32 protein-coding genes are annotated in these 21062 nt (G+C 44.2%); 23 read left to right on the forward strand and 9 right to left on the reverse strand.

Features of this window, described 5'->3' with window-relative positions:
* Window positions 1-8 precede the first annotated feature (8 nt).
* From FTU54_RS03675 to FTU54_RS03715, 9 genes are all read right to left on the reverse strand, one after another.
* Window positions 9-647: a 3'-5' exonuclease gene (locus FTU54_RS03675; RefSeq protein WP_180074456.1), complete on the reverse strand. Its 639-nt coding sequence runs from the start codon at window positions 645-647 to the stop codon at window positions 9-11.
* Between the two features lie 73 nt (window positions 648-720).
* Entirely contained in the window at window positions 721-1209 is a 489-nt protein-coding gene (locus FTU54_RS03680; protein ID WP_180074458.1) for a hypothetical protein, read from the reverse strand.
* Window positions 1199-1489, reverse strand: coding sequence for a pyocin activator PrtN family protein (locus FTU54_RS03685; RefSeq protein WP_180074460.1), 291 nt, complete (start codon window positions 1487-1489; stop codon window positions 1199-1201). Before FTU54_RS03685 ends, FTU54_RS03680 begins: the two co-directional genes overlap by 11 nt.
* Window positions 1486-1677, reverse strand: coding sequence for a hypothetical protein (locus FTU54_RS03690; protein ID WP_180074462.1), 192 nt, complete (start codon window positions 1675-1677; stop codon window positions 1486-1488). Before FTU54_RS03690 ends, FTU54_RS03685 begins: the two co-directional genes overlap by 4 nt.
* Window positions 1677-1835 carry a hypothetical protein gene (locus FTU54_RS03695; RefSeq protein WP_180074464.1) on the reverse strand — a complete coding sequence of 53 codons (159 nt, stop codon included), beginning with the start codon at window positions 1833-1835 and terminating at the stop codon, window positions 1677-1679. Before FTU54_RS03695 ends, FTU54_RS03690 begins: the two co-directional genes overlap by 1 nt.
* Complete coding sequence (locus tag FTU54_RS03700; RefSeq protein WP_180074466.1) at window positions 1832-1984, reverse strand: hypothetical protein; 153 nt, start codon at window positions 1982-1984, stop codon at window positions 1832-1834. The genes FTU54_RS03695 and FTU54_RS03700 overlap by 4 nt, the downstream gene beginning before the upstream one ends.
* A complete protein-coding gene (locus FTU54_RS03705; protein WP_180074467.1) occupies window positions 1981-2322 on the reverse strand; it encodes a hypothetical protein in 342 nt (113 codons plus the stop codon). Before FTU54_RS03705 ends, FTU54_RS03700 begins: the two co-directional genes overlap by 4 nt.
* Entirely contained in the window at window positions 2319-2537 is a 219-nt protein-coding gene (locus FTU54_RS03710; protein WP_180074469.1) for a hypothetical protein, read from the reverse strand. The genes FTU54_RS03705 and FTU54_RS03710 overlap by 4 nt, the downstream gene beginning before the upstream one ends.
* Window positions 2538-2813: 276 nt before the next feature.
* Window positions 2814-3566: a hypothetical protein gene (locus FTU54_RS03715; protein ID WP_180074471.1), complete on the reverse strand. Its 753-nt coding sequence runs from the start codon at window positions 3564-3566 to the stop codon at window positions 2814-2816.
* Window positions 3567-3734: 168 nt separating this feature from the next.
* Between FTU54_RS03715 and FTU54_RS03720 the strand changes: the two genes are divergently transcribed.
* The 23 genes from FTU54_RS03720 to FTU54_RS03830 all read left to right on the forward strand — a co-directional run bounded on the left by FTU54_RS03720 (window position 3735) and on the right by FTU54_RS03830 (window position 21062).
* Complete coding sequence (locus tag FTU54_RS03720; protein ID WP_180074473.1) at window positions 3735-3971, forward strand: hypothetical protein; 237 nt, start codon at window positions 3735-3737, stop codon at window positions 3969-3971.
* 46 nt (window positions 3972-4017) lie between these two features.
* Window positions 4018-4509 (forward strand): phage regulatory CII family protein, encoded by a 492-nt coding sequence (locus FTU54_RS03725; RefSeq protein WP_180074475.1) that lies wholly within the window; start codon window positions 4018-4020, stop codon window positions 4507-4509.
* Complete coding sequence (locus FTU54_RS03730) at window positions 4506-5465, forward strand: primase-helicase zinc-binding domain-containing protein (RefSeq protein WP_180074476.1); 960 nt, start codon at window positions 4506-4508, stop codon at window positions 5463-5465. Before FTU54_RS03725 ends, FTU54_RS03730 begins: the two co-directional genes overlap by 4 nt.
* Complete coding sequence (locus tag FTU54_RS03735) at window positions 5462-7228, forward strand: DUF5906 domain-containing protein (RefSeq protein WP_180074478.1); 1767 nt, start codon at window positions 5462-5464, stop codon at window positions 7226-7228. Before FTU54_RS03730 ends, FTU54_RS03735 begins: the two co-directional genes overlap by 4 nt.
* Window positions 7229-7544: 316 nt before the next feature.
* The gene (locus tag FTU54_RS03740) at window positions 7545-8039 is read left to right on the forward strand and encodes a hypothetical protein (RefSeq protein WP_180074480.1); all 495 of its coding nucleotides are present in this window, start codon (window positions 7545-7547) and stop codon (window positions 8037-8039) included.
* Between the two features lie 171 nt (window positions 8040-8210).
* Window positions 8211-8399, forward strand: coding sequence for a hypothetical protein (locus FTU54_RS03745; protein ID WP_180074482.1), 189 nt, complete (start codon window positions 8211-8213; stop codon window positions 8397-8399).
* Window positions 8374-8976 (forward strand): HNH endonuclease signature motif containing protein, encoded by a 603-nt coding sequence (locus FTU54_RS03750; protein WP_180074484.1) that lies wholly within the window; start codon window positions 8374-8376, stop codon window positions 8974-8976. The genes FTU54_RS03745 and FTU54_RS03750 overlap by 26 nt, the downstream gene beginning before the upstream one ends.
* Before the next feature lie 221 nt (window positions 8977-9197).
* Entirely contained in the window at window positions 9198-9722 is a 525-nt protein-coding gene (locus tag FTU54_RS03755; protein WP_180074486.1) for a phage terminase small subunit P27 family, read from the forward strand.
* Window positions 9723-9732: 10 nt separating this feature from the next.
* Window positions 9733-11568 carry a terminase large subunit domain-containing protein gene (locus FTU54_RS03760; protein WP_180074488.1) on the forward strand — a complete coding sequence of 612 codons (1836 nt, stop codon included), beginning with the start codon at window positions 9733-9735 and terminating at the stop codon, window positions 11566-11568.
* Window positions 11565-12836, forward strand: coding sequence for a phage portal protein (locus FTU54_RS03765; RefSeq protein WP_180074490.1), 1272 nt, complete (start codon window positions 11565-11567; stop codon window positions 12834-12836). Before FTU54_RS03760 ends, FTU54_RS03765 begins: the two co-directional genes overlap by 4 nt.
* A gap of 37 nt (window positions 12837-12873) precedes the next feature.
* A complete protein-coding gene (locus FTU54_RS03770) occupies window positions 12874-13548 on the forward strand; it encodes an HK97 family phage prohead protease (protein ID WP_257223794.1) in 675 nt (224 codons plus the stop codon).
* 64 nt (window positions 13549-13612) lie between these two features.
* Entirely contained in the window at window positions 13613-14932 is a 1320-nt protein-coding gene (locus FTU54_RS03775) for a phage major capsid protein (protein WP_180074494.1), read from the forward strand.
* Between the two features lie 70 nt (window positions 14933-15002).
* On the forward strand, window positions 15003-15299 hold the full coding sequence (locus tag FTU54_RS03780; protein WP_180074496.1) for a head-tail connector protein: 297 nt from the start codon (window positions 15003-15005) through the stop codon (window positions 15297-15299).
* 1 nt (window position 15300) lies between these two features.
* Window positions 15301-15531, forward strand: a complete 231-nt coding sequence (locus tag FTU54_RS03785; RefSeq protein ID WP_180074498.1) for a hypothetical protein — start codon at window positions 15301-15303, stop codon at window positions 15529-15531.
* Window positions 15532-15533: 2 nt separating this feature from the next.
* A complete protein-coding gene (locus FTU54_RS03790; RefSeq protein WP_180074500.1) occupies window positions 15534-15860 on the forward strand; it encodes a head-tail adaptor protein in 327 nt (108 codons plus the stop codon).
* The gene (locus tag FTU54_RS03795) at window positions 15857-16360 is read left to right on the forward strand and encodes an HK97-gp10 family putative phage morphogenesis protein (protein WP_218949463.1); all 504 of its coding nucleotides are present in this window, start codon (window positions 15857-15859) and stop codon (window positions 16358-16360) included. The genes FTU54_RS03790 and FTU54_RS03795 overlap by 4 nt, the downstream gene beginning before the upstream one ends.
* Entirely contained in the window at window positions 16347-16709 is a 363-nt protein-coding gene (locus FTU54_RS03800) for a hypothetical protein (RefSeq protein ID WP_180074502.1), read from the forward strand. Before FTU54_RS03795 ends, FTU54_RS03800 begins: the two co-directional genes overlap by 14 nt.
* Window positions 16710-16717: 8 nt before the next feature.
* On the forward strand, window positions 16718-17194 hold the full coding sequence (locus FTU54_RS03805; protein WP_180074504.1) for a hypothetical protein: 477 nt from the start codon (window positions 16718-16720) through the stop codon (window positions 17192-17194).
* Window positions 17195-17271: 77 nt separating this feature from the next.
* Complete coding sequence (locus FTU54_RS03810) at window positions 17272-17655, forward strand: hypothetical protein (RefSeq protein WP_180074506.1); 384 nt, start codon at window positions 17272-17274, stop codon at window positions 17653-17655.
* A gap of 59 nt (window positions 17656-17714) precedes the next feature.
* Complete coding sequence (locus tag FTU54_RS03815; protein ID WP_180074508.1) at window positions 17715-17966, forward strand: hypothetical protein; 252 nt, start codon at window positions 17715-17717, stop codon at window positions 17964-17966.
* Window positions 17947-18141 carry a hypothetical protein gene (locus tag FTU54_RS03820; protein ID WP_180074510.1) on the forward strand — a complete coding sequence of 65 codons (195 nt, stop codon included), beginning with the start codon at window positions 17947-17949 and terminating at the stop codon, window positions 18139-18141. Before FTU54_RS03815 ends, FTU54_RS03820 begins: the two co-directional genes overlap by 20 nt.
* A gap of 54 nt (window positions 18142-18195) precedes the next feature.
* The gene (locus tag FTU54_RS03825; RefSeq protein WP_180074512.1) at window positions 18196-18558 is read left to right on the forward strand and encodes a hypothetical protein; all 363 of its coding nucleotides are present in this window, start codon (window positions 18196-18198) and stop codon (window positions 18556-18558) included.
* A 56-nt stretch (window positions 18559-18614) separates the two neighbouring features.
* Window positions 18615-21062: a hypothetical protein gene (locus FTU54_RS03830; RefSeq protein ID WP_180074514.1), complete on the forward strand. Its 2448-nt coding sequence runs from the start codon at window positions 18615-18617 to the stop codon at window positions 21060-21062.

A 21062-nucleotide genomic window follows, 5' to 3' on the forward strand; every position in this document is an offset into this window, starting at 1 on the left:
ACTCCGGATTAAAGGTTTACAAACAGGTATTGGTCATTGGTGTTTTTCTGTAGCAGCTGGAACTCCAGATCTGCAACTTTCTGAGCCATTTCATTAAAGCGCTGGCCCTGGTCTATCAAAATTTTGTTCTGATTCATCTGCAGGCTTTTGATATAGATGAACTGTCTGGCCTGATGAATTGCATCATCCAGTGCATTGTGTTCCACGCCGGTAAACGGAATTTCAAATTTAGGGACAGATTTCAGCAGCGTTCTAAAGCAAAACTCGTTGTAATACTTCCAGGGCCGTGCCATTTCGAAATAATCCAGCGCGTTATTTACCCATCGAATGTCGGCCAGAGCGCCTTTGCTCCAGATTTCTTGGCAATCGTATTGTTTGTAAAAGTTCACCAGGGCTGTCAGTGCGGCTTCAATGTGATAAATGCCATTGAACGCTGCAGATCTGGCAAATGGGCTTTGCTGGTCCCACCAGTCCAGCGTTGACTGGCTCACAGTAAAGCCATGGGCTTTGGCGGTTTCCGCATTAATGGATACATGAAAATACTGATGAATCTGTTTATCATCAAAAACCACCGCGCCAATGCTCAGCAGGACAGGACGTTCACCAACGTCCAAAGTTTCACAATCCAGCATTAATTTTTTAATCACCACATTTCTCCAATTTTTAATACTGCCGCGCCTAAAAGCGTGAAAATAAACATGAATATTTTGTTCAGGTCCTTCATGCCGTCACCTGCTTTGCAAGCTCTCTATGTTTTTTATTTGAGCCAGCGATGCAGATTCTGCAGCGGTGGTTAGATCCGTTCGATCTGATCGAGAAAACCTGTGTTTTATGAATGTGACAGACACCAATGAAGGTATCTGCACCAGCTGACCATGCTGTTTCACGAGCATGCCGATTAAAGACAAGACGCTCGGCATCGGTTGTTATGTCTTCAATCCGTTCCCGCAAAACTGCATTCGATTTTCTTGGCGCTGTACCAGGCTTGGAATTCTTTGCCTCAGTTACCGCGTTGAACATGATTTCACGCATTGTCGTTTGCGCGTTGTAGCCTTCAACTTTGCGTTTTTTGGCCATTTCTGAATGCCCGAACGGGATCTGTGTCGGTTCGGATTTGCCCTGAGCTTTCAGGAAGTCGGCGACTTGTTCGGCTAGGGCAATGGATTTGCCCTTTTTGATAAAAACGTCATGGTCCAGATTAGTGTGCATATTGTTCACCATTCATTGCCTTGTAGTCGTGTTTGGCCAAAGCCGATTGCTGGTCAATATACATAGCAAGATCATGCAAATTGACCATCCAAGATGCTTTTTGTTTTTCGCCCAGGCGAAGCACCGGGAAAGGCAGCTCCTGTCTCATGGCCTTGCGTTTTGCAATTTCAAGTGACATGTGGCTCAAGTAGTCTTCGACCACATCTTCCAGCGGTACCACTGGAGACATGTAGCGCATCACCAGCATGGTGTAGGTATTAATTGAAGTATTCTTTTTCATTTCACTTCCTTTAAATCTTCAAAAATGCGTTGGGCTGTTGCGCGATCTACAGTCACGGGCACCATGTGGCCGCCGACCATATGAAATGCCAGCACAAATTTGTCACCGGCATCTCGGGAAACAACGTTATTCAGATTCGCAATATGAATTGAATGCTCTGCAAAATTTGAGTCGATGAACTGAAGCATTAACGGTTCTCCTCAATTTGTTTTTTTAAGTTTTCAGCCTGCTCGGTCAGTCGCTTATATTCTTTTAATGCCTTGATAAGCATGAAAATACTGAAAATAAAACCGGCGAAAATGGGCAGCACAATAAACAGCAAAAGCGGCATATATTCCTGAGTCATGTCACATAGCTCCCGGCAATGAGGGCCTGGGCAAAAAACTTGGCTTCATCTTCATTTTCTGAAGCCTGGTCTTCAGCTTGAACAAGACAGTGACAGCACTGTTCGTCCGTAAAGTTCGGGCATTTGTCCTGGCATGGATGCTTATTCATAATGACTCCCAATGTTTTTCTGTTTGTTCAGTTCGCAGTTTTTTCAGTTTGTTGTGAGCATCTGTCAGTTTTTTATAGATTGCTTGCCATGCGGCCGGGTCTGAGTAATTGCACGGATACGGCACCAGCGGCTCGTGCATCAGAATGTAAATAGGCTCACGATTTTTTTCGTAACCACCCACGAAGACATGCATGTCCAGGTGGTTGGTGTGACCAAGAATAGAAACCTGCACGTGGAAGTCGCGGTCGTTAAACCCCAGCGCATCATTAATCAGCGTCCGGGTTTTTCTTTTGATTTGTGCTTTCAGATCAGAGATTTTTTGATTGTCTGTGCTCATTGCGCTGATTCCTCGATAAGTTGATTCCGGTAAATTCGGCGGACCTTTTTTTCTAAAGTCTGTTTTTCAATCTGGTTAAGTTCTTCTGCATCAAAAGCGGCTTGAATGAATGACAGGGCTTGTGTCTGCGCATCGAGTAGAGCGCTGCTGGAAGTAGCGCGCTCTAATTGCCCGATTGCAGCTTCAATTTGTTTTAAGCTGGTTTCACGGCACATAGCTTTCTCCAGATCCGGATAAGAATTGGATGTTTTGCTGGTTGAGCAAAGTCATTTGCTTGAAGGCGGTTGATGACGATAGTGTCGAAAGTTGATTTATTCATTAAAAGTTACCTATTAGGTATTAATATAACCGAATCGTAAATTTGTTTATCCACTCTTGTCAATACCTGGAAGGTGATTTATTTATATTTAGATTACTTTTATTTATATTTTTATTTTTTATAAGGCGTAAAAAAACCACAAAAAAGTGGTTTAGTTTACAAATAAATATTCTTATTTAGCTTTCAGGTATGTTCTTTTCTGGCTTGGAGTCACAAAAGCTACTACTGGGTAAATTCTCAGAATATTCTCTTTGTTCACGGAATCGCGTTGTCCATCAACTGAGTCGATTTCAATGAAACCCTCTTTCTCAAATAAAAACTCACCGCAATAGACTTTACCGTCAGTGGTTTCAAGGATTACGTCTTCTCCAGCGGTGGTCTTGAGAGCCATGTCGCATATGATTACATATCCATTTTTGTACGGTTTGTTGAAGCCTGTACCTTTAATTTCAAAAGCAACAGGAATTGTCATTGTGCTTGGTACTTCTACCTGGTAATGGATTTCAACGTTGTTATTGATTTCCAAGTCTTGTCCTCTGCTTAAATATATTGTTTTTGCTAAGGCTAAGATTTTAAAACTTTTTTGATCATCTTGATAAGACTGTGGATCTAAAGAAGTTGGTTCTTCAGTGATCGTTGCGTCTAGTTGTGTCGCATTGAACTTATTGCTTAATACTCGTTGAATGCTTACGTCATTTTGGATGTGATCTAACCATGTTGCATCCAGTCCAAACGGTTCAGTTAATTTCTCGGCAATTTTGCTGCCGATGGTCTTTTTTGCATTATCAGATAGGTATTGATTTAGCAGGTTGTAAGGAATATCTACGATCTCAGCAAAGCTTTTTCTATCTATTTTGTAATCTTCTTTTAGGTGCTGGAGCATTTTAAGCACATTTGTACGTCTGATTTCTTTGATGCCTAACATACCGTTATTCCTAGTTAACTGGTTGATTTTTTGAATTATGTATTTCAAAAAATAAAATACCAACACCCAGAAAGTTGAGTTATTTGATAAAAAAATAGCTTATGGGTATTGATTTATAGTTACCAGATAGGTAACTTTTATATAGGTTTTTATCTTATTGGTAACTATATGTCTCAAATAACCCAGCCATTCGACTTCGCAGCATATCTGGATCGTCTTTCAGAGAAAGAGCTAGAAAACTATGCCACACGCTCAGGAACCTCAGTTGGCTATTTGGGTGTGCATTTAAAGTACCGCCGGAAAATGCCAAGAAAGGATTTGATAGTTGCGCTAGCCATGGAAAGTAATGGGGAATTTTCATCTCAGGACTTACTCCTTTGGTTTTATGACTTGCAGAAAGCATAAGCGCTTTTCTCATTGATAAATATGATTATTGTACGAGTCGAAAATCATGACTAATAAAAAAGAAAAGATTTTGCCGCTTTCCATGTCTTTACGTGCAGCAGTTTATAGCGATGGAGATCAGTCTCTCATTTCTCATATCGCTGAAAAGAACTGCTGGAATGTGACTACTTTTAGAAATTCTCTGTGTCCAACGACCACAACACATAAAGCCAATATTCACCATCTGGAAGCAGTACTGGCTGAAACCCAGGATTCTCGAATTATGGACAGCATCTGTGCGATTCATGGTAATGCAGGCTGGTTTGAACTTCCTGCAGTCAAGGATCTGGACCAGGTGAACTACATGAAAAAGTTAGGTGAGCTGGCCCAGGAGCAGGGTAGCTTGGCCAGATCCATTGCTGAAGCTGTTGCCGATGGCCGGATAACGAAACTGGAAGAAGCCGAAATTTATCAGGAAGTGCTGGATTTGGTTCGTGTTGCAACTACGGTTCTGGCCATGGTCAAAAAACAGCGTGAATTTGAACGGGGTGAAATGTGACAAAACCAAACTTTCAAATTGAGGATGTAAAAGCCAAGGCCCAAGGCTTATGGGCTAATCTGATTTTCCCTAGTTTTAATATTGATGTTCATTTCAAGAAAAAAACACCATGTCCGGCATGTGGTGGCCGTGATCGTTTCCGTTATGACGACAAAAACGGTGTTGGTGATTATATCTGTCAGCAGTGTGGCGCTGGTGACGGCTTAGACCTGATTCAGAAGGTAACAGGTCTGTCATTCCCTAAAGTTTTGGAGGAAGTCGCCTCAATTGTTGGGCTAGATGCAACTTCTGCGATTACGGATACGGACCGTGCTCGTTGGCGTAAAGAACGTGAATTACGTGAAAAAGAACAACGTGAGCGTGAACGAAAGCGTCAGGAGCAAATTGCACGTAAAGCGGAGGGTTTATTCCGAAATGCATATTTGGGTGAAACAAGTCTGTATTTAAAAGAAAAACAGGTTAACAAAGACCCAAAAATCAAGATTGATCACCAGGGCAACCTGTTAATCCCTGCCTATGATGAACACGGGAAAATGTGGAACTTGCAGACCATTGAACCGGACGGCAACAAATATTTTATTAAGGGCGACACCAATGATTTAGGTGAATGGCAGACCGGTGGTGGTCGGATGGGCGGTCTATTTTTCATGATCGGTGAGGTTCAGCCAGATCTCTATGATTCTCACATCGTCTGTATCGCGGAAGGTTATGCAACAGGCATGTCTATTCACATGGCAACTGGTCATCCGGTCGCGCTTTCATTCGTAGCAAATAATTTACCCAAGGTTGGTACAGCTCTGCGTCAGAAGTACCCGAATGCAGTATTCGTTTACTGTGCCGATGACGACAGTGCCAAAGATAACACCGGCATGAAGTATGCCCAGGAAGCCCAGGCGATTACTGGCGGCATTATTGTTTTGCCTGATTTTACGCAAATTAAGGAGTCTATCGCATGAATTCTAAGGCCTATACAGACTTCAACGATTTGCATGTTTCTTGTGGGTTAGGTGAGGTTCGGAGACAGATCCATTCTGCCATTTCCTCTTATCAAATTTCCCCCGCACCCCCTAGTAATGCAACCAACAATTTTCAGGGGCAAAATCCGGATTTGGATAAAAACGACGTTGCTGGCTCAGTGGGGGAGGCGGGTATTTCGCAGGAAAATACTGAGCAGGTTGATACTTCGCCTGAAGCACAGATGGAAAAATGGCTGGCCAGATTCTGTCTGATCGAAGGTGAAACCAACGTCTGGGATGACTATGGGAAGAAAATATGGAAAAAGACTGCTTTCCAGACCATGCTGGGCGGTAAAAAGGTTTTTGACCAGTGGAATTCACATCCTAAACGTAAAACCATTTCTTCGGATGATGCGAATGGCCGTGCAACCGGTGAAAATCATATTAAAGCCAAGGAAATGATTGAGCGGTTCATTATGCTGGAGGGTAAAAAAGCATGCTGGGACACGTTTCGTCGTGAACTGGTTGGCACCGATGTTATGAAGGAAAACTGGGCCGGTGCCTATGATGTATGGGCAAAATCCAGAGAAAAACGCATGATCTGGCATGAGGATCTGGTCTTTGTTCCTTCTATGCATATCAGTGAAGGTCAGATCAATACTTATGACGGCATGGATATTTCACCTATGCTGGATGATAAGAATCAGATTGTTCCTCCAGGTGAAGCACTGGAGATGTGCATTCCGATTATCAATCTGGTCAAATTTTTGTGCGGTAAAGAAACAGCCGCATATGAATGGCTGATGAAATGGCTGGCTTATCCGCTGCAACATCCTGGCGCCAAAATGAATACCTCGGTTTTGATGTGCAGTGCTGTTCAGGGTTCCGGTAAATCGTTGTTCTTTGAAAAGATAATGACCCGCATTTACGGTGAAAAGTACTCTGTTACCCTGGGCCAAAATGGTCTTGAGTCCATATATACCGACTGGGCCGAGCGCAAACTGTACTGCCTTTTTGAAGAAATTTTTAACAATAAGTCAAAGTTCGGCATGATGGGTCTGATCAAACATATGATCACTGGAGAGAAGATCCGCATCGAGAAAAAGTTCATGTCTGGCTATTCGCAGAATAACCACATCAACTGCGTGTTTCTGTCCAATGAAGTGCAGCCGCTGGCAATTGAAGAGCGTGATCGACGGTTCTTGGTGCTTGAACCTAATCAGAAATTAGGGGATGAACTGAAAGGACTAATCGAAAATTGTCTTGAGCCAGACAGTAAAGCCATCAGTGCGTTTTATACGTATTTGTTATCAATGGATCTAACCGACTTTACGCCATACACCGAGCCGCCAATGACCAAGGCCAAGCAGAAAATTATTCAATTTGGTTTACCTGGCTGGAAATTGTTTTTAGACGACTGGCGAGCTGGCGTTCTGAATAACCCGTTCGTTTGTTGTCTTTCAGATGATTTATACATGGCGTATCGGCAGTGGTGTCATAAGAATGGTGAAAAGACTATTCCCGCCAATAAGTTTCTGAATTTGATTGCATCGGAGCGTGTTGTGGCCAAAGGGCATGGACGGATCTACGAGGATGTTGTGACTGGTGGTGGCTACCAGGAGAAGCGTAAGGAAGTGCAGAGACGTATGATTTTTACCTGCATGCCGCCACAAAATGTGAAACAGGCAGAATGGTTATCTTCCCAAGTAAAGCAGTTCCGTGATAAGTTAAAAGGAGATCATGATGTACCACCTGTATTATAAAAAAATAACTTTAATTGTTACGGGTGTTACGGGTCTGTTACGGGCTTTTTCTCCACCCCGTAACACTGTCAAAGCCACACCACATCTGCATTACAGCCACCCTGTTACGGCTGTTACGGGCTTATGCACGCGCGCGCACGGGAGAAAAAATTTAATAGCTTATATTTTTCTCAAATACCTTGAATTAAATAATTCCCCGCGCGAGGTAAAAACCCCCGTAACACCCGTAACACCCGTAACAACATTTGATTTTATTTAATTTTTTATATGAGTTACCCGTAACAGACCCGTAACAAACAGGTGTTTACCCGTAACAATGGCTAAAAAACCAACAAGGTTAAAGATCATGGAAAAATATTTGCGTTTATTAAATCCAAAAACAACAAATTTTGATTCAGTCGGCGGGGGAAATCATGGTGCTTTAACAGCCCAAGATGTGTGTGTTGCTCTTAGCTATGCGAAACTTACCCCGGTTCAAAGCCATCTGATCGAACTTTATGCCCTGAATCGCAATTCAATAGATCAGTTAAAGCTGTCGGCCCGCGTTATTCATGAGGAGTACATTCGTTTTAATATGGCTGAGGTGTCTGAAGATCATGAGATTTCAATTTTTGTTGCGCTGGTTGAGCTATGCAAAGTCCCAGCAGGTTACAAGCCTTCAGAGAGAAACCGAGCGGTTATTGCTGGTGTTAGCCGAATGAGAGTTCAGCGTCACCTGGGCAAGTTGATTGATGATTTTAAAAAATTATTATCAGTTGAGTCAGGAATTGCTGTAGCAAAAATTAATATGCAGATAAAAAATATCAAATAGTTGATTTAAGTTACTTGACAGTTGAGCCAGTTTTAATCTACATTTCTCCACAATGCAAAACTGTTTCTAAAGCGCTGTAAGTTTTTAAGAGTCTCTCCCCAGAGGCTCTTTTTTTATGGCTGTATGTCGGGCGCGGGGCCGGGCATACAGTTCTTTTTTTAGGGTGAACGCATGGATAACAATCAGATCATTCGTATCTCGGTGAAGATGCCTAAACGTCGAATGCTATTGCTCACAGCGCTTCATGCAGTGGACAAGATCATTCAACTGAAAGCAACACAGAAACTGCGTGAATTAATTATTAAACGTTCCATCAAAGTTACTCCGGTGAAACATGAACAAAGCACCACAGAAAGCTAAGCGTCCATGTCTATCATCGGGCTGTAAAGACTTTGCATCGAACAAAGGATATTGCGACAAACATCAGAGCCGAGTGAAGCAACGTGACCGTGATCGCGGGACTGCACATCAACGTGGCTATGATGCCGAGTGGAAAAAACATCGTGACCAATTCTTGTTGGAGCATCCGCTTTGTGTTGAGTGTCGTCGCAAAGGTTATGTGATGCCTGCAACGGTGGTCGATCATATCGTTCCACACAAAGGCGACAAAGAATTGTTCTGGGATAAAAAGAACTGGCAACCGTTATGTGAAACACACCATAACATCAAGACTGCATCAGAAGATCGGGGCAGCTGGTCGCCAGTGGTCAAACAGGTTAAAGCCAATCGTGACAGCAAGAATGAATTTCAGGTCAATGACCGCTTGCTGGTTGCTACTGAGTACGCACAGGAATGCTTACTCTGCGATGACAAGACAGTGTTCACCGTGATTGAAGTCCATGACAAGACAGTGTTTGTTCAAGATGAAGATGGCAACGGTGGCCGACTGCATCACTCACATTTCAAAAGACATACTGAGACTGCACACGTTAGCTAGTCTCGATGTTGACAGCTGGAAAGACAGCACGCTTATGTGAAAGCAAATGACAGCTCGGAAAGACGGGCACCGATTTCAAATTAATCAGGGGGATATGGGGTCGAAAGTCAAAAGCGACCTCCCGGAAAAGACCGCCCCCCCGACAAATTTTCACGTGGTCAAAAGTCCAGAGGGGGGTATACCTCCGAACATTTTTCACAAATTAAATTTTGGAGGCTCATATGTCTAGAACTGGCCGACCTCCTAAGCCGTTGCAAGAAAAAATTTTATCCGGTGCCCGAATTCGAGATGACCGAGATGAAGGTGCACAAGTAGCGAATGCTGCAGTGGATTTAGGAATGCCGCCTTGCCCGGCATGGTTAAACAAAAAGGCAAAAAAGCATTGGGATATATTGGGACCAACACTGGTTCAGGCTGGATTGCTGTCGGTAGTCGATGGAGATGTTTTCGGTTTGCATTGTGACAATATGGCCGCTTATGCCGATGCAATGGAACGGCTGCAGGATGTTGAAAAATGGGTGGCCAAAACGCCGAATGGTTTTGAAGTTCAGGCCGCCTGGCTCCAGATCCGGAACAAACTGCAGGAACAAATTATTAAAACTGCGCGTGAGTTCGGACTTACACCAGCAGCTCGCTCTGGGGTGAAAGTGAATAAACAGCAGCAATTAGGTTTATTCGGTGCAGCAGCTGCAACGAATGAAGAAAATGACCCTTATGACGGCTTTACGGCTCGTCAAAGTTGTTGAGTAAGTTTTAATGCGGGATTATTTCAAAATTTCGCTCCAGTACTGCCTTGATGTTCGATCTGGAGCAAGAACGGCAGGGCAGCTGGAAAAGCTTGCGGTAAAAAGATTCTTAACTGATTTAAGCCGATCAAACTTTGATGTCACATCGGTTGATGAAGAAGCCCAGGCGTTGCTGAAAAAATTAAAGTACACGCCAAAGCCGGATATAGATTTCGATTATGAGCTGGACCTAGACAGAGCGCATCATGCGCTCTTTTTTGTGGAAACCTGTCCGCATGTCAAAGGGAAGCTGGCAAAACTTAGAGCTGACGGTACCCGCCAGTCTCTGATTCTGGAGCCGTGGCAGGTTTTTGCCACACTGAATATTTTTGGCTGGATAGACCAGGAAGGAAAAAGGCGGTTTTTATATGTTTATATCGAAGTCGCCAAAAAGAATGGTAAATCGACATGGCTGGCGGCCATTGCCCTGTATCTCGGATTTATTGACGGTGAGATGGGGGCCGAGGTTTATACAGCCGCAACTTCAGCTGAACAGGCCAAAATCGTATTTAACGATGCGAAAAAAATGGTCGAGTACTCGCCAAAAATGCGCGCGCGGTTCGGCATTGAGTTTTCACAATATACGGTGTTCCAGACCGAGACAAACAGCGTTCTTAAAGCGCTATCACAAGATCGGGGCGGGACAAAAGACGGTCTGAACGTTCATGCGGCCATTATTGATGAACTGCATGCCCACAAGACGGCTGACATGTATGACATTGTGGCCAATGGTATCGCGGCACGTGAAGAGCCGCTGATTCTGGCCATTACCACGGCTGGTGACGATACCACGACCAAGTGTTATCAGGAACGTCAGGTTGTAGTCGACATTTTGAAAGGTAAAGCTACTCATGAGCAGTACTTTGGCATGGTTTTCTGCCTGGACCGTGGTGATGACTGGTTAGATCCAAAGGTTTGGCCAAAGGCGAACCCCAATTATGGGGTCTCAGTGACTGAAAAATATCTGCATTCGGTGTTCGAAAAAGTCAAAGTCAGTCCAAAACAGGAAAGTATTACCCGCCAAAAACACCTGAACGAATGGGTTGGCGCGGTGGATGGCTGGATTGCACCGACGATCTGGGAGCGTGCTGAGCGCGATGTGGGCGAAGATTCCTTTGCTGGACAAGTCTGTTTTGGCGGTTATGACCTTGCAAGCCGTCTGGATTTGGCCTGCTGGGGCCGATTACGGCCAAAAATGGAAAATGGAAAGGTTCACTGGTACGCATTTATCAGCAGTTACATCAATGAGCATGTGGTCGAGACCAAAGAAGCCATTAATGGTGAAAAACGCCCGGATGAATATCCGGTCTGGCGTGACCAAGGCCATCTGATTGTGACTGAGGGGAAATCAACGGATTTCAACCGAATCCAGCAGGATATTGAAAATTTCCACATGGATAACCCGTTTTATGAACTGGGGCACGATTCATACCATGCGGCCCAGCTGACATCGAACCTGCTAGACCAAGATATTAATGTGATTGAGGTACCGCAGCAGGTCGAGTTTTTGGACCCGGCCATGAAGTGGATTGAGGTTTTACTCACGGAAGGCCGGCTGCATCACAATGGCGATCCGGTCCTCAAGTGGTGTATGTGTAACGTGGTGGTGAAGCCGGACGCGAAAGAAAATATTTTTCCGCGTAAGAGCGCACCAGCCAAGAAAATTGATGCGGCAGTGGGCTTGATCATTGCGGCATCACGGGCCATGCACTATGACAATGAATCCGTTTTTGATTTGGTACCAGGTGAAGCTGATGGAAACATTGATGACTGGTTGAATGACATGATTAAGGTAGCGAAGCGATGAGTAAAAAGCGCGATAAAATGAAAATTCGTGATAAAACCAATCGCGATAAGCTGAAGGCCCGGAGCACCGGACCGATGCAAGACAGAACGGGGACGACTATTTTTGATCGTCCCCGTTCTGGTTTTAGAACAGCGAAGCCTGTGACATTCGACAGTGCAATGACGCTCAGTGCTGTATTTGCCTGCGTCAAAATCCTGACTGAATCGGTGGCCACCTTGCCCTTGCACATGTACAAGCTCAGTGCTGACGGTACACGTTCTCAAGTCAAAGATCATGATGTGATTCGGCTGCTATACAACAAGCCGAACCGGTACCAGACGCGGGTTGAGTTCTTTGAACAGCTCATGCTGAACCTGGTCGCAGGCAATGCCTACGTTAAAAAGGATTATTCGGGAAAAAAGCTGGTCAGTTTGCAGGTGATTAACTCTGGATCGGTGGAACCAAGTATCCAGGACAATGGCACGCCACTATACAAGTGCAAGCTAGCTAACAAGACGGTCGAATATACGGACAAGGAAATCTGGCATATCAAACTTTTTGGTACCGGATTTGTCGGAATGTCGCCGATTGCCTACGGTGCCCAGTCAATTGGCGTTGGCCTTGCCGGGGTGGATAAAACTTCCCGGCTCATGTCGAACGGTGCCAAGCCGACCGGTGCATTAAAAACCGACAAATATCTGAAAAAAGAACAGCGTGATGCGCTGCGTGGTGAGCTGGATATTTTAATTAACGGTGATGACGGGGATTTGGCCGTACTAGAAGGCAATATGCAGTTCGAGCAGATTAGTTTGACACCAGAGGATCTGGAACTGATTGAAATCCGGAAAATGTCGGTTGAAGAGTCTTGCCGTTACTTTGGTGTCAATCCGATTCTGATTTTTAGTGCCGATTCAAGTACGACCTGGGGCAGTGGTATCGAGCAGCTGGTCGATGGCTTCCATAAATTCGGTTTACGTCCGTATCTGGAGCGGATTGAAGAAAGTGCCCGGATTCATCTGCTGCAACGGCATGAATGGGATGAATATGAGTTCGAGTTTAAGACCAAGGATCTGTTAAGAGCATCTTATCTTGAGCGGATTAAATCGAACAAGGACCGAATCTTGAGTTCACAGGCCACACCGAACCAGATCCGGGTCGAGGAAGGGGATGCACCATTGCCGTATGGTGATGAATTACTGGTACCAGTCAACATGACCACTGCCGAACGTATGAAAAAAGGCAATTATGGAGCGAAAGCTAATGAATCAAAACCTGCTAGTGCGGAATAAGGCACTGCCAAACTTGCCGAAAGTTCAATGTCGGCGCATGCCAATTACTGTGGATAACTGTCGATTTATCGACAAAGATGAAAAGACAGGTGTGGTGAAAATCAGCGGTTATGCGGTCAAGTGGGATTCAATCAATTATTACGGTGAAAAATTCATTCGTGGTGCATTTGCTGAAGTGTGTGCAGCATTTGAGGCGGGCACAAAGAAGGTTCACTGCTATTACAACCACGGTTGGCGACTGTATTACGTTGATTCCCGAATGGGCATGCGTGTCGGGAAAATCACAGTTTTAAAAGAAGATGACCAGGGCTTGTATCTTGAGATCGAATTGACACCCGGGCTGGCAATTGCCCAGGATGTTGCAGCAATGGTTCAGCATGGCACAGTCGATGGTTTTTCGATTGCGTTTTTTCCCCCAAATTCTCTGGATATGGAAGACAAAGGGACGCATGTGGAAATCAAGCGTGCTGATGTTTATGAAATCAGTATTGTGGATGAGCCGGCGGATAGCGCAGCGCGAGTGATTAACGAGGAAGCGATTGCAGCGATTCAGTCGGAAGATGATGCTGAAGAGTTGCTTCGATCCATGGGCCTTGTCGGTGATTATGCCAAAAAGCTGATGTCCCGGATTTCTGGCATTCAGAAGTCGGAGCCGCCACCGGCTGAACCAGAGCCATTTAAAGATCCGTTTGAGTTTCTGGACAGCAAATAATTTCAATTTCAAACATGACCCGCCTGAAAAGCGGGTTTTTTAATTTCTATGCATGGAAAAAATTATGAAAGCACTATCAACACCAGCTCTTGCTTTAGCTATGGCATCTGCAGCAACTCAACAGGCTCAGCCTTTTTCAAACCTACTTGCACGTGATACAGCCAATCTGGATCAGATGGCGATTCAATTACGTGATCGTATTAGCCAGCTTGACACTTTGCTTGAGCGTTATCGTGATCGCCTATCTGCACTGGATGGTTTGCCAGAAGACCTTAAAACAGAGTTGGAAAATCGTTCTAAAGAAGTGGCGCGCTTGACCGGTGAAATTGAAGAAATTCAGCAACAGCTGGTCGATGGTGTCCATGATCGCAGTCGTGGTGAACAAGACACCATTGCAGCAGCTTTAATTCGCAACAAGGATGCGGTCGAATTTGCCAAAACAATGGCAACTCGTTCAGGCAAGAAAAAAGAATCAGTGGTCTTTGAAGGGATCAATGCACGTAACGTCATCACCTTGGCAGGCTTAGGTACTAATGGAACGTTGGCAAAAAATGATGTGTCTCGTACATCATTCCAAGCACCTTTATCAGTGATTGATTTGATCAACTGGGGTTCAGCAGATGGCGATGTTGCAGTATTCCTCCGTGAATCTGCTTTCGAAATCATGGCAGATATTGCGCCTGAAAATACAGATAAAGCAGAATCTGATCTTGAATTTGGTCCAGTTCAGCTGAATATCGGCACGATTGCACACTGGATTCGTGCATCTAAGCAAGTTTTGGCAGATATGACATGGCTTGCAAACTATATCGAAACCCGTATGACTTATGGTGTACGTTTGAAGCTTGAATATTTTGTCGTTAATGGCCATACACCAACATCACAGAATCCTAAATGCTTCAGTGGTCTGCTTGAAGAAGACAACTATGTTGAAATCACTGCAGAAGCTGATGCAACAGCAATTGATGTATTGAACCAAGCGAAATATAAAGCCGCTGATTCATATCTTTTACCTGACAGCATCATTTTAAACCCAGAAGATTGGGGCAAAATTGAGCGTATCAAAGGTGAAGATGGTCACTATGTATTTGGCGCACCTGGTGCAGCGGTTCAGCCAGTACTTTGGGGCGTGCCTGTTGTTTTCGCAGCTTCAATGCCTAAAGGAAAATATTGGGTAGGTAACTTGGCGATTGGTTTTGACGGTTTAATCCGTGAAGATGTTGCTGTTACTGTATCAACAGAAGATGGCAACAACGTAACCAAAAACTTAGTGACAATTTTGGCAGAAATGCGTGCTTCTGGCGCAGTGGTATTACCTGATGCATGTGTCGCTGGTGATTTACCTGAAATCCCTGCAGTAACGCCTCCAGTCGGTGAAGGCTAATTTCTGAAATAAAAAGCACCTTTCGGGGTGCTTTTTTTAACTCTTTTCGTGTCGCAAAAAGGCTATTTTTATGAGTGATTATATTGACCCGGCTATTGTCAAAAAGCAGTTGCGTGTACTGCATAACCGTGATGACGATTACATCGGATTACTCACAAAAGCAGCGCTTAAGCATATTCAAAATTTTTTAGATCGGCCGCTCGAAGAAGTGCTGGTCGAAGGCGTACTGCATGAAGATTTGACCATTGCTGCTTTGTTGATCATCACTGATATGTACGAGAACCGAGCAGCTCAAACAGAAGTCAATTTGTACGTCAATCAAGCAGTAGAGATGTACATGCTGCCATACCGAAAAATGGGGGTGTGATATGCGTCTAACTGTGGATGATGTGAATCGAGATCCAAAGCGCTACGTTGGCAAAGTGTCTATTTTTTTAAATGATCACGAAGTCAGAAATGTATTAGTTGCGGATGAAGAACAGGGCTATATCGAGCGTGCCAAAATGGAAAATGGAAAACTCGTCATAGATAAAGGTCGTGGTGAAGTTTTCCGCGAAAAGCTTTATGGCAAAGTTCGCGTTGTGATTGAGGGAGTATAACCATGCAATCAGGCGATCTAGATCATTTATATGAAGTACTGCAACGGACTGAAGAAAAAGACAGTGCTGGCCAGAAAAAATGGATATGGAACAGCATAGGCCAATTCTATGGTGGCGAGGTGCCAGTCAATACAACAGCATTCTCATCCAGTGGCGCTATAGGATCGGCCCTGGTGGTCCAGATCAATTACCGGCCTGAAGATTTCCCTGACTTGTTGCCTGAACATCAGTTGCGTGATGTCGATAACCAGAAAATTTATGCGATTACCGGAATCTTGCCGGTGAGTCGTGCCAAGCACCGGATTATGTGTACGGTAGGAAAATTATGATTGAATCATCTGTCGAGATTGAAGGCGTAGACGACTTGCAAAAGCAGCTGGCCAGCCTTGTAAACCTGGCTCGGCAGAAAAGCATCACTCAAAGTGCTTGTCGTTATGCCTTAAAGGAGCTGCATGCAGATGTAGTTGCTGATGCTCCACGTGCGGAAAAGGCTTATTACCGCTATTGGCGCGGTTCAGCCAAGGCACGCCGGGCGGGGAATCCACAAGGTTCAAGGAAGCTGATTCAGCCGGGGACATTGCAGAACTCAATAAAATTTAAGCGTGTGAAACTGGATAAAAGTGTCGGTGTCGGAATTTATGTATTGAACCGTGCGTTTTACTGGCGATTTGCCGAGTACGGGACTCCACATATACCAGCTGATTCTTTCCTCAGAAAAAATTTCGATATTCACAAAGAGCGTGTAGTTGCGCGGTTTAAAACGAGTTATGCCCGCCGACTTAAATCAGTGATTAGAAAACAGCAGGTGACTACAGATGCTAGCGATTGAAATCTGTTATGAGCTGTTGAAACAGCATTTTAACTGTGGGCCTGCACCATTGCCTGAAGGTGAGAACCTGGAAAACGGTTATGTGACTTATCAGGATGTGAGTACGGTACCGCAGGAGAGCACGGCTGGCTGGCTCGGTTATGACCAGGTGCGCGTGCAGGTCAATGTTTACCATCGTGAAAAGCTGCAGGCAGTGAAGAATTCAAATTTCATTAAACGATTATTCACGAAACAAAATCCTTACGGGGGCTGTTCGGCTGTCGCAGAGCGTTCAGACCACGATGAAGAAACAATGCTGTATGTGCAGCAAATTGACTTTTATTTACATCAATCTGATAACAGTTGTTAGGAGACACTATGACTGATTGCGCAGCGGGAACAGTTGATTCCCAGGGAATTGAACTTTATGTGACTGGCGGGAGTCTTTTCCCGACACGAACATTGGTTGCAGATGTGCTGGATTTGCCATTGCCTGCAGGTGAGCGCCCGACTGATGATGTGACCTCAGTTGTGTCAAAATTTGCAGAAAAACTGGCCGCTGGTGTCATCGACTACGGCAGTATTGAGCTGAGTTTATTGCAGCGAACCAACACGCCCCAGCAGGCTACACTGGAACGTGCTTTTATCGAAGGTGATTGTTATACCTGGGATATTGTACTGCCGGATGAAGCCGTGACTTCATATACATTTAGCGGGACAATCACTAAATTCGCGCCATCACGTGAAGCTGCCAAAAAGAACCGCGTAGCTATGGCTGTTGCGATTTCTGGTGCAGTGGACCATCTTGAAAATGGTGTATCAGTATTAAACCCGCCTGAAGTTCCTGCAGGCTAATAAGCAAAACCATTCAAAAGACCCCGTTTCGACGGGGTTTTTTTCATTCTATCTATTTAAAAAAATGAGAGGCAATCATGTCTAATTTAGTAAATGCGTTCTTAGGTACCGTTGGTAAAAAAACATCAGAAATCGTTGAAGTTCCAGATGTTGGTCGTGTCGGTGTTTTAACTTCATTAACTTTGCAATCCCGTGCAGAATACTTTTTAGAACGAAAAGATAAAGATCATATTGCGAATGCGTTATTGCTTCAAAAAACCGTTTTTGACCCTGAAACTAACGAATTTATTTTGCAGAAATTAAGTCTTGAAGACATCAATAACTTGCCAACATACGTGACAGATCCAATGGTCAAAGTGGCATTACAAGCCATTGGCATTACTCAAGAAGCAATTAAAAAACAGATTGAAAAAGAAGCGGAGTCTGAAGAGCTAAAAAACTCCGAGAACGACCAGAACTAATGTTTATGTTTCAGCTTGCATTGCGGTTGGGTCGGACCGTAGGCGAGTTGATGAGCTGTATGAGCGCTGAAGAACTTGAGTACTGGAAAGCTTTCTCAGTACTTGAGCCTATCGGCATCCTTCGAGAAGATGCGCTGTTTGCCAATGTTTGTAAAACGCTTGCAGATTTAAAAGTGAAAAATGAGTTAGTGCTTCGTGATTTCACAGTATTTAATCGCAATAAATATGTAGAGCCTGAACCTGATATTGAGCAAACAATGCGTAACATCAAAGCAGTTTTTGGAGCTTTAAGTGCCAAGTCAAAAGCATAATTTCAAGGTCGGTGATGAAGTTTATATTCCTGACCTGTTTGCCCGTCACAAATTTCGGGTACCAGATGATGAACAATATGTCGTGGACAAACTGATTGATGATGAACGTTTGCAAGTCAGCATTGAAGACCGTTCATTTGTGGGGCATTATTCGCATTTTGCATTAATTAATTGAATAAATTTAACTTCAATGTAAATATTCTAGCTTCTAATAATGAGGGGCTAGAATATGCTGAAATATTTTTTTATATCATTAATAACTATTCCAACAATAGTTATGGCACAGGAAACTTGTGAGAGTTTAAATAATAAAATTGAAGATAAAACTAAATATATTGTCTATGAAAAAGTCATTGAGATCGAAAGGTCTTTGGCTGTTGGAGGTACACAATTTATTAAGTCTAAGAAGATCCCAGAATATCAATCTGAGATTAGCTTATTAATGCAACAAGCTAATAGTATGAATTGCCCCGCTTACACTGGTGATCTGAGTGGAAAACCTTACGCGAAATTTGCACAGGATTGCGTTAAATCTAAATTTATGGATAGGCAACTGTGCGATAAGGGTAATTGGATAATTCCTAAAGATTAAGTTTATAAGTTTACGAAAACCTCGCTTCTGGCGGGGTTTTTTTATGGGTGAAATTTATGTCGGGTACAGATATTTTAAGCCGGATTCAGATTTTGCTGGATGCAAATACAGCAAACTTTGAGCAAAAGATGAAAGAAGCTCAGGACACGTCTGTATCTACTTTTGACAAGATTAAATCCAGCGCAAAAGTTATGGGTACCGCAGTTGCTGCAGGCGCAGCTTCAGCAGCAATTGCCCTGTCTGCCATGGCTTGGGAAACAGCGAATCAGGCTGTTGAATTAGAAAGATACGCGCTTCGGGCGAATACAACGACCCAAGAATTCCAAAAAATGGCTGTGGGTGCCCAGGCATATGGTGTTGAGCAAGAAAAGCTCAGCGACATGATGAAAGACTTCAATGAGAAGCTGGGTGAGCTTACAACTATCGGTGCCGGTGGTGGTGTCGATTTTTTTGAACAAATTGCGGTTAAAACCGAAGGATCTGCAGCAGCAGCTGAAAAGCTGATTTTAAAAATGCAGAAATTGTCCGGTCCAGATGCATTACAGCTTTATGTCGATAAGCTCGAAGAAGCTGGAGTGACCCAGCAGCAAATGTCATTTTATTTGGAGTCTATGGCCTCGGATATGACAGACCTTATCCCATTGCTGGCAAATGGCGGGGAGGGAATGCAGCTTTATTCTGATGCTGCGGAGCGTGCCGGCATAGTCATGAGTGATGAAACGGTTGCTCAGGCGAAGATTCTAAAAGAGCAGATGTACTTGCTCGATCTGCAAATGCAGGGTGCCAAAAATCAGCTAATGCAAGCTGTGATCCCGGCATTTGTCGATATTGCCCAGGCATTCTTCAGTGGGTCTGAGCAAGGCTTGCAGTTTACAGATGTATCAAATGGCATTGCAAAAGTATTGAAAGTGATTGCTTCGGTTGCCATTGGTGCGGTTACAGCAATTCAATTAGTAGGTAAAGCACTAGGTGGTATGGCTGCGGTGGGCGGCGCTATCTGGAACGAGATGGACTGGTATGAAATGAATCCAGTCGGCCTGGTTAAAGCAGCTTACGAGGCGCGTGCTGAAATTGCGGCATTACAGACCGAGTTTCGCGCTGATATGCATAATACTGTTATTGGCGCAGCAGAGCGCTTAGATGCAATGTGGTCAGGTACAAGCTCTGGTACAGCGGCTCAAATGGCTCAGTTACGTGGTGTAAGTAATACAGTCGGTGGGGTAAATGAGGGCCTAGGTGAATTAGCCAGAAAACAAAATGAAGCCGCGGATTCTGCTGCAAAATTAGCTAAAAAGACATCAGATAGTTCGAAAGCATATCGTGAGCAAAAACGAGAGATAGAGGAAGCACAACGCTTGATCTATGAATACGGTGATGAGCTTAACCGTATCAATATGGATCTCGAAAAAGAAATTGAACGGATCAATGATGCTCAATATCTAAAAAGTGATGCTAAGACACGGATGATCAGAGATGCGCGTGAATTATCAAATGCTAAGCAAAAACTATTTGTTGCTGAATTAGAATTTGAAGTTACTGAGCACCATTTAGCTGAAGAGGAAAAGTTAAGAAAACAGCTAAATATTGATAAGTTGCGTCTTGAGTCTACGAAAGGGCTGCATAAAGCAGAACTTGAAGAGAAAAAGAAAGCATTGGATGCATGGTATCGACTGGATATAGCCAATATACAAGAGCAAAAGCGTTTGCGAGCTAATTCAGCCATGGCTGCATGGGGTGGTACTTATTCAGACATGACAGGGCAGGGTGAAGATCATGCTTTGTCACAGCAGCGCTTTTCACGCATAGACGAATCGCAAGAACTGTTTGATGCTCAAATGGCGTTGGCCAATACCGCTGAAGAGCGTGAAGCAATCTGGGAAGCGCATCACAACCGAATGCAGTTCATTGAGCAAGAGTACTTCCGTTCTCGTGCCAACATGCAACTGCAATGGGGCATGAGCTATGTCCAAGGTGCAGCGGGTGTCATGGCACAGGTCTTTGGTGAAAACTCCAAAGCTTATCAAGCCATGTTTGCCGTGCAAAAAGCCATGGCGATTGCTCAAGTGATGATGAATGCGCCTGCTACGTTCTCCGCAGTAATGACATCGGCTTCAGCGATTCCAGTGGTCGGTCCATTCATTGCACCAGGCTTGGCAGCGGGTGCCGTGGCATTACAAATGGCTCAAGCAGCTGCAATCGGATCTGTTTCATTCCAGCCTGTCGGTATGGCTCATGATGGTATTGACCGGATTCCTGAAGAGGGTAGCTGGTGGTTGGATGAAGGCGAACGTGTATTGAAGGGTCAAACCTCGTCAAAACTGGATGCTACCCTTGATGAGGTCCTTCGAACCAATCGTAAACCTGACTACGATATGCCACCAGTACAACAGCCGACTTATAACATTCAAGCTTTGGATGGTAAGAGTGTCGAACGTGTCTTGAGAAAACACAGCCGTCACGTTGCTGGAAGTATGAAAGGCTATGCACGTAATTTTGGGAGATAA

Source organism: Acinetobacter sp. YH12116 (assembly GCF_013418895.1).
Taxonomy (GTDB): Bacteria; Pseudomonadota; Gammaproteobacteria; order Pseudomonadales; family Moraxellaceae; genus Acinetobacter; species Acinetobacter indicus.

Bases quoted from the DNA above. Each gene is read 5' to 3' on its own strand.
- FTU54_RS03790 (WP_180074500.1), top strand. From the start codon at position 15,534: ATGCAATCAGGCGATCTAGATCATTTATATGAAGTACTGCAACGGACT.
- FTU54_RS03725 (WP_180074475.1), top strand. From the start codon at position 4,018: ATGACTAATAAAAAAGAAAAGATTTTGCCGCTTTCCATGTCTTTACGT.
- FTU54_RS03710 (WP_180074469.1), bottom strand. From the start codon at position 2,537: ATGTGCCGTGAAACCAGCTTAAAACAAATTGAAGCTGCAATCGGGCAA.
- FTU54_RS03740 (WP_180074480.1), top strand. From the start codon at position 7,545: ATGGCTAAAAAACCAACAAGGTTAAAGATCATGGAAAAATATTTGCGT.
- FTU54_RS03760 (WP_180074488.1), top strand. From the start codon at position 9,733: ATGCGGGATTATTTCAAAATTTCGCTCCAGTACTGCCTTGATGTTCGA.
- FTU54_RS03685 (WP_180074460.1), bottom strand. From the start codon at position 1,489: ATGAAAAAGAATACTTCAATTAATACCTACACCATGCTGGTGATGCGC.
- FTU54_RS03720 (WP_180074473.1), top strand. From the start codon at position 3,735: ATGTCTCAAATAACCCAGCCATTCGACTTCGCAGCATATCTGGATCGT.
- FTU54_RS03750 (WP_180074484.1), top strand. From the start codon at position 8,374: ATGAACAAAGCACCACAGAAAGCTAAGCGTCCATGTCTATCATCGGGC.
- FTU54_RS03695 (WP_180074464.1), bottom strand. From the start codon at position 1,835: ATGACTCAGGAATATATGCCGCTTTTGCTGTTTATTGTGCTGCCCATT.
- FTU54_RS03765 (WP_180074490.1), top strand. From the start codon at position 11,565: ATGAGTAAAAAGCGCGATAAAATGAAAATTCGTGATAAAACCAATCGC.
- FTU54_RS03705 (WP_180074467.1), bottom strand. From the start codon at position 2,322: ATGAGCACAGACAATCAAAAAATCTCTGATCTGAAAGCACAAATCAAA.
- FTU54_RS03800 (WP_180074502.1), top strand. From the start codon at position 16,347: ATGCTAGCGATTGAAATCTGTTATGAGCTGTTGAAACAGCATTTTAAC.
- FTU54_RS03770 (WP_257223794.1), top strand. From the start codon at position 12,874: ATGCCAATTACTGTGGATAACTGTCGATTTATCGACAAAGATGAAAAG.
- FTU54_RS03825 (WP_180074512.1), top strand. From the start codon at position 18,196: ATGCTGAAATATTTTTTTATATCATTAATAACTATTCCAACAATAGTT.
- FTU54_RS03780 (WP_180074496.1), top strand. From the start codon at position 15,003: ATGAGTGATTATATTGACCCGGCTATTGTCAAAAAGCAGTTGCGTGTA.
- FTU54_RS03755 (WP_180074486.1), top strand. From the start codon at position 9,198: ATGTCTAGAACTGGCCGACCTCCTAAGCCGTTGCAAGAAAAAATTTTA.
- FTU54_RS03815 (WP_180074508.1), top strand. From the start codon at position 17,715: ATGAGCGCTGAAGAACTTGAGTACTGGAAAGCTTTCTCAGTACTTGAG.
- FTU54_RS03680 (WP_180074458.1), bottom strand. From the start codon at position 1,209: ATGCACACTAATCTGGACCATGACGTTTTTATCAAAAAGGGCAAATCC.
- FTU54_RS03700 (WP_180074466.1), bottom strand. From the start codon at position 1,984: ATGAATAAGCATCCATGCCAGGACAAATGCCCGAACTTTACGGACGAA.
- FTU54_RS03775 (WP_180074494.1), top strand. From the start codon at position 13,613: ATGAAAGCACTATCAACACCAGCTCTTGCTTTAGCTATGGCATCTGCA.
- FTU54_RS03805 (WP_180074504.1), top strand. From the start codon at position 16,718: ATGACTGATTGCGCAGCGGGAACAGTTGATTCCCAGGGAATTGAACTT.
- FTU54_RS03810 (WP_180074506.1), top strand. From the start codon at position 17,272: ATGTCTAATTTAGTAAATGCGTTCTTAGGTACCGTTGGTAAAAAAACA.
- FTU54_RS03735 (WP_180074478.1), top strand. From the start codon at position 5,462: ATGAATTCTAAGGCCTATACAGACTTCAACGATTTGCATGTTTCTTGT.
- FTU54_RS03745 (WP_180074482.1), top strand. From the start codon at position 8,211: ATGGATAACAATCAGATCATTCGTATCTCGGTGAAGATGCCTAAACGT.
- FTU54_RS03830 (WP_180074514.1), top strand. From the start codon at position 18,615: ATGTCGGGTACAGATATTTTAAGCCGGATTCAGATTTTGCTGGATGCA.
- FTU54_RS03715 (WP_180074471.1), bottom strand. From the start codon at position 3,566: ATGTTAGGCATCAAAGAAATCAGACGTACAAATGTGCTTAAAATGCTC.
- FTU54_RS03785 (WP_180074498.1), top strand. From the start codon at position 15,301: ATGCGTCTAACTGTGGATGATGTGAATCGAGATCCAAAGCGCTACGTT.
- FTU54_RS03690 (WP_180074462.1), bottom strand. From the start codon at position 1,677: ATGCTTCAGTTCATCGACTCAAATTTTGCAGAGCATTCAATTCATATT.
- FTU54_RS03795 (WP_218949463.1), top strand. From the start codon at position 15,857: ATGATTGAATCATCTGTCGAGATTGAAGGCGTAGACGACTTGCAAAAG.